The organism is Vibrio amylolyticus (assembly GCF_023145695.1).
Classification (GTDB): domain Bacteria; phylum Pseudomonadota; class Gammaproteobacteria; order Enterobacterales; family Vibrionaceae; genus Vibrio; species Vibrio amylolyticus.
Genome location: NZ_JAJHVV010000001.1, coordinates 240,074 through 251,138, shown reverse-complemented (window position 1 = coordinate 251,138; position 11,065 = coordinate 240,074). Strand labels below are relative to the sequence as shown.

Here is an 11,065-nt window from a genome sequence, read left to right as displayed (position 1 = left end):
TTATCCTCCGCAATAGAAATACATACTGAATTTGAATAACGGATATTATGGTTCATCATCTACTGACTCTCTTTCCTGCCATGCTCTTGGGCGCTCAATTATTGTTAACCCTCATTTTATTGAAAGGTGATATTTGCCCAGGGCAACGAGGTCGAATTTTTAAAGTGCTACCTGCGATTGGTGTGTTATGGCTTGCGGTTGCTTCATTAAGAATTGAAGTGTTTATGGTGGTCTTTGCCATCTTTTACTTTTATTCCCGAGTACAAACTGGAAAGACACGTGATAACGGGCCTATTTGGGTTCTGTACTTAGCCAATGGCTTTGCACTATCGTTGGTGGGTATTCAGATCAGTCAGCAGCCTGATATAGCACAATCGGTCGCTTACTTCGTGTTGGTTTTTTTACTGGGTGCCAATTTCTCTCACTTACTACTTACGATTGCACGTACTCGTCTACAAGCATTCCATAGAATCCTTCCGGTAACGGGTGTTTTATCAGCCATGGCATTCGTTCTTTGTGCATTAGGAACCTTTTACAACGTTGATGAAGCGATACTGGCAACGATGCTGACACCGTTAGTGATTAGTTTTATGTTGATGTTATTTGCGGTCGTCGTTTCTTGTCTTCATCTGCTCAGCGCAAAAGAGGTGAATAAAGCGCAATTGACCGTCAGTCTACTTTCTCTATTGGGCGCTGGAACGATTTCATCCAGTTTAATGACAGTTTAGATCTGAATCACTTCTACTTTGGAGATTTGAAGCTACGCTTAAGTAAACAGGAGCGTAAGCTTAGTTAATCAGCCTATGGGAGGTGTCGCTATGGATCTTAGCAATGTAACTCGTTTTGATAGTGTTATTCTTCTTGGAATCGTCAATGAGAAGCTGCGTTTAGAGTGTGACAGCTTCGAAGAATTGGTGAGTATGTATGAGATGGATGTCGAAAGCTTAATTGGGAAGCTCGATGTATTGGGCTACCAATATGACCCTCTAACAAACCAGTTTAAGGCATATCAACGTTAATTTGTGACCCTGTAGCGTTTGTTCTATAACCTTTGGTTGTCGAATACCTGACCAGCTCTGGGGTCATAGGTAGCTTAAGCCATTTTGATTCCATCAAGGTGGCTTTTGCACTGCTGCCTTGCGGTTGAAAAGAACGCCTGAAGATATCGCTTATCCTTTTCAGAATTTCGTGTTGCGGCGAATAACCTTCTCCATAAACCATCACCCAAAGGCTTACTCGTAATCAACCCTTGTCGCGAAAACTCGCTAATCGCCCAGTTTGGCAGTGCGGCGACTCCTAAACCTGCAGAAACCATTTGGACGAGCATTAGGGTGTTATCTGCCTGTTTCCATTTCTGTGGCTCGACATTAGCAGGGTGTAAAAAGTGTTTCACGATATCTAGGCGCTGCTTTTGTACTGGGTACGACAGCATGGTTTGATCCGCAATATCCGTCGGCTCAATAAAGTCTTTATTTGCTAGAGGGTGACTAGTTGACGTGATCAGGCGCATTTCAAAATCAAACAGTGGCTCATAGTGAACCTCAGAGCGAGGCTGAATGTCTGAGGTGATGACCAAGTCAAGCTCGCCGGCCATTAGCGCGGGCAGTGGTTCAAAGCCAAAGCCAGATGAAAAATCGAGGGTAACGCTTGGCCATGCGATTTGATACTCCTTTAACGCAGGCATTAGCCACTGAAAGCAAGAGTGACACTCAATAGCCATATGCAGGCGTCCGTTCACGTCTTCTTTTAGGCTTGCTAACTCATTTTCAGCTTTTGCTAATTGTGGCAATACTTCATTGGCGACCTTTAACAAAATTTCCCCTTCAGAAGTGAACTTCACAGGGCGTGTTTTACGCAAAAAAAGTTGTCCACCAATCCGAGATTCAAGATCTTTTATTTGATGAGATAAGGCAGATTGCGTCAAATGCAATGCGGTTGCCGTTGCGGTTAACGAACCTGTTTCCCTTAACGAGGTGAGTGTCCGCAAATGTTTTAGTTCGATCATGAGTTCCTCTCATCTTCCTTGAATCGTCATTAGCACCATTAATCTACCCCTTAACGCTAGATGTGTAAACATCTAGATGGCTAAATAAACTTAGATTCATGAATATTATTAATAAACAAGTTGAATAATTGGAGGTTGTTCATATTTGTGAAAGGCGAGATAGTTTAGCCATCCAGAGCTCCTCTAGTGCATTTTTAAGAATGAGTTCGAAGGAAAATCAAATTTCAGAATGAAAACATCATCAGAAGGATTAGGGAAATGACAATCACTCATATTTTAGGCTACCCACGTATTGGCGAGAAAAGAGAACTCAAGTTCGCACTAGAACAGTACTGGCGCGGAGAGATAGACCAAAAAGCACTGAAAGAAGTCGGCACGACTTTGCGTCATAAACACTGGCAAGTCCAGCAAGATGCGAATCTAAGCTTTGCTACTGCGGGCGACTTTGCTTGGTATGATCACGTACTGACGACAACGCTGTTATTAGGGCATACGCCAAAGCGCCACCGTGATGGATTTCCAGATCTTGATACATTATTTAAAGTGGGACGAGGTCAGTCGCAAACTCAATGTGGTTGCAGCTCGGCTCATGAAAAAGACGGTAATGCCGCGTCGGATATGACGAAATGGTTTAACACCAACTATCACTATATCGTTCCTGAATTTAGCCAAGACGATAGCTTCGAAGTCAGCTGGCCTCAACTTTTTGAAGAAGTGAATGAAGCGGTTAAGGCGGGTCATAAAGTTAAGCCAGTACTGCTTGGCCCACTGAGCTATCTTTATCTCGGTAAAGAGGTCGAAGAGGGCTTTGATCGTTTCTCTCTATTACCTCGTCTGTTAACGGCCTATCAAGCGATTTTATCGAAACTAGCAAGCCTAGGTGTTGAGTGGGTTCAAATTGACGAGCCTATCCTGTCTCTAGAGCTGGAAAGTAAATGGCTAGATTCATTCAAGCTCGCGTATCAAGTGATACAAGGCGATGTGAAGTTGCTGTTAACGACGTACTTTGACTCGGTTTTGGATACTATCGATAAGATTATTGAGCTGCCTGTTCAGGGTTTACACGTCGATTTATCCGCAGCGCCAGAGCAGCTTGATATTGTGGTATCAAAACTTCCGCCAGGCTGGGTGCTATCGGCTGGTGTTATCAATGGCCGTAATGTATGGCGTGCCGATTTAAGCACTTGGCTTGAACGCTTAGAGCCGGTAAAAGCGCAGCTTGGTGAGCGATTATGGATCGGTTCTTCTTGTTCACTGCTGCACAGCCCTGTTGATTTAGAGTTGGAAGAAGGATTAAGTGAGGAAGTACGTTCATGGTTCTCTTTTGCTAAACAGAAAGTCGATGAAGTCACCTTACTTGGCGCTGCTTTAGATGGTGATGAAAAGGCTATTTTGGCCTGTGACATGTACAGTCAGCCAATTATAGCGAGATGCTCATCAACTGAGGTGAATAAACCCCAAGTAGAGGCTCGCGTTAACAGCATTACGAAAGCGCTTGTGGATCGAAGTGAAGAATATGTCACTCGTGCTGAACATCAAGCTAACGTATTGGGCTTGCCTTTGTTGCCAACCACGACAATTGGATCCTTCCCACAAACAGGTGAGATCCGCGCGCAACGTAGCGCCTTCAAGCAAGGCCAATTAACAGAGGCACAGTATCATGAGGCTTTGAAAGGGCACATTGCTGACGCGGTAAAACGACAAGAAGCGCTTGATCTCGATGTACTTGTGCACGGTGAAGCTGAGCGAAACGATATGGTAGAGTATTTTGCGGAAAACTTAGCTGGGTTTCAAACCACGAAGTTTGGTTGGGTACAAAGCTATGGCTCTCGTTGTGTTAAGCCTGCGATTGTTGTTGCGGATATCGAGCGTGAAAAGGCCATTACGGTTGATTGGACCACGTACGCTCAGTCTCTGACTTCAAAGAAGATGAAAGGCATGCTGACAGGCCCTGTGACGATCTTATGTTGGACATTCCCCCGTGAAGATATCTCTCGTAAGAAGATTGCTCAGCAGTTAGCCTTTGCCCTGCGTGATGAAGTTTCTGATTTGCAAGATGCGGGGATTAATATAATTCAGATTGACGAGCCAGCAATTCGAGAAGGTCTGCCGTTGAAAAAGCAAGATCACAAAGAATACTTAGAGTGGGCGGTGGATGCATTCAAAATTTCTGCGGCTAGCGCTAAGCCGGAAACGCAAATCCATACTCACATGTGCTACAGCGAGTTCAATGAGATTATTGATTCTGTTGCCGCGTTAGATGCAGATGTCATCACTATTGAAACGTCTCGTTCGAACATGGAATTATTGCGTGCATTTGAAGAGTTTAATTACCCAAATGAAATAGGGCCGGGTGTGTACGACATCCATTCACCTAATATTCCTTCGGAAGAGTGGATACAAGATTTATTGAAAAAAGCGGCTGAGAAAATTCCAGCAGAGCGCTTATGGGCAAACCCAGACTGTGGGCTGAAGACACGTAACTGGCCGGAAACTGAAAAGGCGTTAGCAAACTTAGTCTCTGCGGCGAAAACTTTACGTAAAGAGTGGGCCGAGCCTGCTTAAAGGCAATGTTAGAATGAAAAATGCCGCTCATTGAGCGGCATTTTAAGTAATATCTAGCAATTAACTAACGTATAAACCGTTAGAGGATTACTTTGCGAAGTTTACAATTGGGAAGCACTTGAAGAAACCATTATCAGCACAGTTGATTAGACCAATCTGAACGCCTTCGATTTTTGCTGTTTTGTTGAAGATACCCACTTGAACCGTTGATGTTTTAGAAAGGTTAGCTGCGCCAACATCAACCATAGTGTTGCCTTCTGAATAGTTTACAAAACTCACGTTTGCACCCTTTACATCGTTTGTCACGTTTACGGCACCAATATTGGCGCCTAGTGTTGATCCCGTATTCCAGTTAAAGAAGCCGAGAGAAGCACCTGTCATGGATTCATTGACTTTTGACGCACCAAAGATGCCAAGGTTAACACCGGTTGTGTTATTCGTTTCAGAAAGGCCGACAATAGCCAGATCCACACCTTTAAGCTCGTCAACTTGACCGTAAAGGGCTGCAACACGTACACCGCCCACTGCGCTTTGGTCAGGCGCATTAAAGTTGTTGATAGATGAGAACATAACAGGGGTAGATGCAACCGCGACCGATGAAGAAAGAGCGGCAGCCACTGCAATAGCTGAGATTATTTTTTTCATGGAAACTCCAAAATTAGAATATTTATTATTCATTTGACTCTCATGGAGCAAGGGTCAAAAGTTGAGAACTGACTCGCATACTGTATATGCGCAATATGGACTATGCAAGTATGGCATCGAATTAGATTGCATGCGCATCACAGATGAATTAACCAAGCCGGTAACAGTTAAAGCTTAGCTCATCATTGTTCGCAGGTTGCATTATTGATGAGTTGATCAATCATTAGTTGCCCACGACTATTCCGTATTTTGATCTGGTAGCTCAGTCCAACCTCTAAGTTACTCTTTACTTCTGGGCTTGCGCAGTAACTATTGACGCTCATTTGCATGACTTGTTGGACAGGTTTAGCTCCGCGCGCATCATCGTTGTACACCATCATGATCTCGATGGTGGTGCCTTTGGCGTTGGCCCGTATTATTGAAAGTGGCCCATGCTCTAGTGGTAGTTCGGCACTTAGAACACTGGCGCGATTGTTCGCTAGGAGCTCTAGATGCCTTTGTTGCTCGGCATTTGATGAGCAGCCAAATAGAACGAGTGAAGAGAGTAAACTTATGAGGATCTTACGCATATTAGAATACTTTTTTGAATGGCTTCACAACGACATTAGCGTACACGCCTGCGTCGATATAAGGATCTGCGTCAGCCCAGGCTTGTGCATCTTCGAGCGAGTTAAACTCTGCAATGACGGTGGAGCCAGTAAAGCCTGCTTCTGCCGGATTTTCTGAATCAATGGCAGGCATGGGGCCAGCAGTAAGGAGGCGACCTTCATTTTGCAGCGCTTGCAAACGCTCTAGATGCTGAGGGCGAACAGATAAACGTTTCTCTAAAGAGTTTTCAACGTCGGTTGAGAAAATAACGTACCACATAGTATGTCCTTATAATATTTAACTAAATATATTGATTGAGAGCTGAAAACTAATGTACCGAAAGTAGCAGGATTTTCCAGTAACAATGTAATAGGAATGTGAGTTTAGGATTGAATGATGGCCCTTGGCTTACCATTCGCATCAATTGCGACATAGTTAAATGTGGCATCGCAAACCATAAAACGTTCACCAACACCATTTTCCTTAACTGGTTTTACCCAGACAGCAAGGTCGATACTCATAGACGTTCGGCCAATCTTAGTGCATTCCCCATAAACGCAGACGACATCGCCAACCTTGACTGGTTTTTTAAAGGTGATACTAGAAACGGAGACCGTTACAATTCGGCCACCAGAGATCTCTTTTGCTAAAATGCCCCCTGCTAAATCAAGCTGAGACATGATCCAGCCACCAAAGATATCACCATTGGCGTTACAGTCACTTGGCATAGCGAGTGTTCGAGTGAGTAGTTGACCGATAGGAGCGTCTGACATTTTTTTACCTGTGTATTATGAGTGGAAGAGCTTTAATGCGAAAATACTGTAGCGTCAAATGTTTAGTATGAAGTTCAAACAAATCAGCGACCATATAGGTCGCTGATTTAAGTATTTTATACTGAAACGATGCCATTATATCACTAACTCTTGGCTCTACAATTTTGAAGAGTTAGGTTTTTCTTTCATCGCATATACCACTGTTAAGAAGTGCCACTGTGCTGATGGAACTGTTAAGCGTATTGAAGTGTACTTAACTTGCGACCACTCTTATTAATGCTCTAGTCCTGAAGTCTGTAGTTTTGGAATTATCCTTTTCATATCTTCTAGGTAACCTTCATTTCTGAGGTTATCCACTGCAGACCTTAACTCAGCATCGCTCATTGAAAAGCAGCACGACTTTCCGGTCATTAAGCTCAAATATTCGTGATATTCCATCTCGGTAAAGTGGCCAAGCCTATCAACTAATAGTGATTTAATTCCATGATGGATCAGACCGTAGTATGTGTGTCGATGAATGTCCATAATGATTACTCCAAATATTCGCTGTTTCAAAAAATTGGTGGGAGCCAATAAATTGCCACTGCAACGTTATAGGAGTTAAAGCATAATGGGTGCCAACTAATGCACCAATTGAGATTCTTGACTCTTATTTAGCCATTTAAGCACTTTCTCTTCTAAGGCCTCCTGCCCAGCAGGCTTGCAAAGATAGTCGTCCATTAACTGTGTGATCATAGAGAGTTCTTTTTCACCGGATTCCCCAGATAACGCGATAATAGGGGTAGTGGGGGATATTTTTTTAAGCTCAATTGAGGCATCAAATCCATTCATTACAGGCATTTGTACATCCATGATCACAAGATCTATAGGATTGCTTTTAAAGATATCGATAGCGGTTTTACCGTTGTTCGCTTGAATAATATTTAGGCCTAAATCGAGCTGCTCTAAGTACAGTGTGACAAGCGCTCTTTGGACTTCTTTATCATCGACGACGAGAATATGTTTATGACTAAAAGGTTGTGTGTCAAACGAGGTCACGATATTTCGGTAATCTTGTTTATTTTCAATGGGCTTATCTTTGGTGTTGGCCATTGCAATTGCGGGAAATAACAATTGAAACTCAGTAAATTCCCCTAGACTTGACTGACACTGTATCGTGCCTCCAAAAGAGTTCATGACCCTTTGGCAATAACCTAGACCTAAACCGCTTCCGCCGCTCTTATTGTGGGAGAAAAAATCATTAAATATGTGAGTTTGTATCTTTTCAGGAATACCAGGTCCTGTATCTCTCACGATGACATGGTTTTGGGTGTCTTTTTGCATAACTGATATTTCAATTTGACTGTCAGGATAGGAATCAAAGTAATGAATAGCATTACGCAGCAGATTGAAAATGACAAAATTGAATAAAGTTTCGTTTACTTTTACATAGAAATCACTGGAAATGGAAAGTTGGACCCGCTGCTTGTGGGCTTTGCTTTCAAATCCATATTGTTCAATGGAAGCATTGAGCAGTTGTTTAACTGAGTATGAAGATGAAGGTTCATCGTCCAATGATGCGGTATTGACCTCTCTTAAAATAATATCGATGAGTTGTTTTCCACGCTCGACAGCACTCTTACCACACTCTATTTCCTTTTCAAGGGTATGAACGCCAGAGTTGCTATCAATTTGTGAACGTAACTTTTCAAAATGAATCAACACTTGAGCAAGTGGGTTTCGCATTTCATGAGCGATGGTGTTGGCCAATGCCTGAGACTGACGAACTTTACACTCCATATTTATATAGCCTTGCGTTTTCTTTAACATTCTTTGTAGTGCAAGTATTTCTTCTTGGGAGAACAGACGGCCACTATTTTTATGGGGGGAGACGAGAAAATGCGTGACGTCTTGGCTGTCACCAAATAGTGGCAGCATCATTGCAATGTCAGTGTTATTCATTTTGGCGTATAGCTTCTCAAGTTCGCTAGAGTGTTCAGTTGTAGAACGATCCATTTGATCTTTAATTTCGTCAAAAATCAGAGCATTACCGTATTGATGAATTTGTTTTGTGTAAACTTCATCTTCATCGCTGGTTTGTATAAGCTGTATTTTCGAATGAGGGACATCCAATAACTTTGACAGCTTAGCCATAGCGACAGAGGGTGAAGACTGAAATTCAGAAACGAGAGAATTGATGTCATCTAATGGTGTTTGAGTGGATTGATACACGACGAGGCTGACGTAACACTTAATTTTATTAAAGACGTAACGCCACGTCACACCAATGAACATGCACCAGATAATGGCATTGATAGCAACCTGAGAGGGCGTTAAGAGCTGAGAAAGCCCTAAATATAAGAGAGTGTATACACTACTTGTTAAAAAGAGTGTGAGACTAAAAAATAGAATATAACGACCACTGAAAAAACGTTGAGTAAGCAATGCATAACCGACCATTAACATTTCGCTGATTGATAGTGCTGGTGGAAGCCATGTTAAAGAGAAGTCGTTAAGTAAATACGTAAAGCCTAGTTGTATAACGGCAGTCGAAATCATAAAGATTGCGATCCCTAAAATCATATAAGTGATTCTAGCTTGGCCAAGTCTGTTCGCACTGCGTCTTATGTGGAGAAGGTTAATTAAAGTTAATGCGACTAAAGACATTAGGATGATGAAGAACCCCTGTGTGTGTTCTCCAAAGACAATGATAAAGTTACTAACCCCTTCGACATGGACATCAACTATGGTTAGGTCGGGAATAATGTTAATCGTAAGCGCATAGATTACGCAGAGCCCTACGATTACGTAATACACTCTAGGGATGGACGCTTTCGATATTTCAGAACGCAATTGGCAGGTAAACAGAAAGGCAAAGGTAAAAGCCAAAAAACCAGAAATATTGGCAAATACAGCCATAAAAATAGCGACTTTATTAGAGAAAATAACCAACAATTCAGTATGGAAGTAGGCGTTGCTTACAATCCAAAAAAATAAACCTATCGAGTAAAGGATGTAAAATCGAAAGGTTTTGAATTGATTCGTTCCAGCTTTTTTATGTGATGAGATGATGAAGTAGCTTAGCCAGAACAGCATAAGGAGAGCCGTGCCGATAAGCACTACCGCCTTGGAATAAATTATTGGAGAAGTGAGTAGATCAAACATAACGGTTCTCTTTTGATTCCTTCATTTTGCTTACAACGCGACGCTTGTACGTTTGGTATCCTATTTTTTCGAGCTCATAGCGTAAGCTTGGAATAACCCAAAAACCTTTGTATGTGTTGTGTCTAGAGTTTTCCAGTAATCTGAAACTGCTATGAAAATAGCCACCATATTTGAGAGTTTCGTAGAAATGGACTATCCAAGGTTGCTCTGTGATGGTGTAAGCTAGCTTGAAATTTTTCATTTCTAAATGGGGCATGATCCGCTTTTGCGCTAAAAAGAGAAAGAAAGCCCCTTGACTTGCCGTGCCACTAACGGTCAAGCGTATCACTTCACAGACTTGGCTTTTGTCTAAGATGTGTGAACTGAAACTGTGTTCAAAGCTTTGGTTACAGTTACCTTCGTAACTGAATTGTTTGTCAAACAGTCCAGTATCTAAACAACGTTCCCTTAGGTTGCTTGGTAGACACATCTTCCAGTGCTTATTTTGGAAAAACGGGTCAAAGTGGAGCCAATTTTGAGCATCTTGCCAGCTTTGAACTCGCAGTGATGAGACAATAGTTGAAGGCTGGCCTCTACTTTGGTTATTTGGATAGGTTAATAAAAAATGACACCCTTGACGTGAAATATTCAGTGTTAGCAAAATCTCATACCACTTATTAATAAGTACAAGTGTTGATAGATTTATTAACGCAAGAGCATCTGTAAGTAGCATCGGTGATTGATGATATAGCGTTTGATATAACGATATGGAGTCTTGTACATCATTGATTAGACAGGAGTGATAGCTACTCTCGTCAATGGGCAAGTGAATCGGGCGTAAATCAAGTCGATAAGGATAACGCTGCCTAATATTGTATATTTCATACTCACACCAGAATCTTGCCCAGTTACCAAAGCTCCTAATTGCGAGAGTTTCAATTTGTTTATATTCTTCTGGCCAAGCGGGTATATCGGCGTTTAGTGCTTTTAGATACGCTGAACTTTCAATACAAGAAGCGATACTTAAGGAGCGAGTTGTAGGGTCTAACAAGTAGGTGATTGAAAGCCGCTTGTTTAAAATATCAGAGCAAAAAGACGAAGAAAATTTGGCCTCAATAGCGTGTGCGAGATAGAAACATTTTTCTTGTGACGAGGAGCAAAAATGATCAGTATTTATGTTTTGTAAATGATTGATTTCAGCTTCCACGCGACCACTTCCTAGTATCAATAACTTTTTCCATAATATGGCTGTAGTAGCATAGCAATACTAATTGCTGTGATCGAATGCATATTGATTGAAGCGTGCGATGGATCTCGCAACATTTAAACAAAAAAGCCCTATGATTTTCATCATAGGGCAGACATA

The 11,065-nt window shown here is 42.0% G+C and carries 11 protein-coding genes; 3 read left to right on the top strand and 8 right to left on the bottom strand.

Features of this window, described 5'->3' with window-relative positions; translation table 11 throughout:
- Window positions 1-47: 47 nt before the first annotated feature.
- Together KP803_RS01130 and KP803_RS01125 are read left to right on the top strand one after the other, a co-directional pair.
- Entirely contained in the window at window positions 48-728 is a 681-nt protein-coding gene (locus tag KP803_RS01130) for a hypothetical protein (protein ID WP_248006990.1), read from the top strand.
- A gap of 90 nt (window positions 729-818) precedes the next feature.
- Entirely contained in the window at window positions 819-1,019 is a 201-nt protein-coding gene (locus tag KP803_RS01125) for a DUF4250 domain-containing protein (RefSeq protein ID WP_248006989.1), read from the top strand.
- Window positions 1,020-1,093: 74 nt separating this feature from the next.
- On the opposite strand, the gene metR is transcribed toward KP803_RS01125, so the two are convergent.
- On the bottom strand, window positions 1,094-2,005 hold the full coding sequence (gene metR, locus KP803_RS01120) for an HTH-type transcriptional regulator MetR (RefSeq protein WP_248006988.1): 912 nt from the start codon (window positions 2,003-2,005) through the stop codon (window positions 1,094-1,096).
- A 258-nt stretch (window positions 2,006-2,263) separates the two neighbouring features.
- On the opposite strand from metR, the gene metE reads away from it, so the two are divergent.
- Window positions 2,264-4,570, top strand: coding sequence for a 5-methyltetrahydropteroyltriglutamate--homocysteine S-methyltransferase (gene metE / locus KP803_RS01115; protein WP_248006987.1), 2,307 nt, complete (start codon window positions 2,264-2,266; stop codon window positions 4,568-4,570).
- Between the two features lie 87 nt (window positions 4,571-4,657).
- On the opposite strand, the gene KP803_RS01110 is transcribed toward metE, so the two are convergent.
- The 7 genes from KP803_RS01110 to KP803_RS01080 form a co-directional block, all read right to left on the bottom strand.
- Window positions 4,658-5,215, bottom strand: coding sequence for a VC2662 family protein (locus tag KP803_RS01110; RefSeq protein WP_248006986.1), 558 nt, complete (start codon window positions 5,213-5,215; stop codon window positions 4,658-4,660).
- Between the two features lie 182 nt (window positions 5,216-5,397).
- Window positions 5,398-5,784 (bottom strand): GspS/AspS pilotin family protein, encoded by a 387-nt coding sequence (locus KP803_RS01105; RefSeq protein WP_248006985.1) that lies wholly within the window; start codon window positions 5,782-5,784, stop codon window positions 5,398-5,400.
- Window position 5,785: 1 nt separating this feature from the next.
- Window positions 5,786-6,082: a YciI family protein gene (locus KP803_RS01100; protein ID WP_248006984.1), complete on the bottom strand. Its 297-nt coding sequence runs from the start codon at window positions 6,080-6,082 to the stop codon at window positions 5,786-5,788.
- A 104-nt stretch (window positions 6,083-6,186) separates the two neighbouring features.
- Window positions 6,187-6,576, bottom strand: coding sequence for an acyl-CoA thioester hydrolase YciA (gene yciA / locus KP803_RS01095; protein WP_248006983.1), 390 nt, complete (start codon window positions 6,574-6,576; stop codon window positions 6,187-6,189).
- 273 nt (window positions 6,577-6,849) lie between these two features.
- The gene (locus KP803_RS01090) at window positions 6,850-7,101 is read right to left on the bottom strand and encodes a hypothetical protein (protein WP_248006982.1); all 252 of its coding nucleotides are present in this window, start codon (window positions 7,099-7,101) and stop codon (window positions 6,850-6,852) included.
- A 96-nt stretch (window positions 7,102-7,197) separates the two neighbouring features.
- Window positions 7,198-9,720, bottom strand: a complete 2,523-nt coding sequence (locus KP803_RS01085; protein WP_248006981.1) for an ATP-binding response regulator — start codon at window positions 9,718-9,720, stop codon at window positions 7,198-7,200.
- Window positions 9,713-10,906 carry an acyl-homoserine-lactone synthase gene (locus KP803_RS01080; protein ID WP_248006980.1) on the bottom strand — a complete coding sequence of 398 codons (1,194 nt, stop codon included), beginning with the start codon at window positions 10,904-10,906 and terminating at the stop codon, window positions 9,713-9,715. The genes KP803_RS01085 and KP803_RS01080 overlap by 8 nt, the downstream gene beginning before the upstream one ends.
- Window positions 10,907-11,065 lie beyond the last annotated feature (159 nt).

Coding starts and splice junctions, on each gene's coding strand:
- KP803_RS01085 (WP_248006981.1), bottom strand. CDS start 9,720: ATGTTTGATCTACTCACTTCTCCAATAATTTATTCCAAGGCGGTAGTG.
- yciA (WP_248006983.1), bottom strand. CDS start 6,576: ATGTCAGACGCTCCTATCGGTCAACTACTCACTCGAACACTCGCTATG.
- KP803_RS01130 (WP_248006990.1), top strand. CDS start 48: ATGGTTCATCATCTACTGACTCTCTTTCCTGCCATGCTCTTGGGCGCT.
- KP803_RS01090 (WP_248006982.1), bottom strand. CDS start 7,101: ATGGACATTCATCGACACACATACTACGGTCTGATCCATCATGGAATT.
- KP803_RS01110 (WP_248006986.1), bottom strand. CDS start 5,215: ATGAAAAAAATAATCTCAGCTATTGCAGTGGCTGCCGCTCTTTCTTCA.
- KP803_RS01105 (WP_248006985.1), bottom strand. CDS start 5,784: ATGCGTAAGATCCTCATAAGTTTACTCTCTTCACTCGTTCTATTTGGC.
- metE (WP_248006987.1), top strand. CDS start 2,264: ATGACAATCACTCATATTTTAGGCTACCCACGTATTGGCGAGAAAAGA.
- metR (WP_248006988.1), bottom strand. CDS start 2,005: ATGATCGAACTAAAACATTTGCGGACACTCACCTCGTTAAGGGAAACA.
- KP803_RS01125 (WP_248006989.1), top strand. CDS start 819: ATGGATCTTAGCAATGTAACTCGTTTTGATAGTGTTATTCTTCTTGGA.
- KP803_RS01100 (WP_248006984.1), bottom strand. CDS start 6,082: ATGTGGTACGTTATTTTCTCAACCGACGTTGAAAACTCTTTAGAGAAA.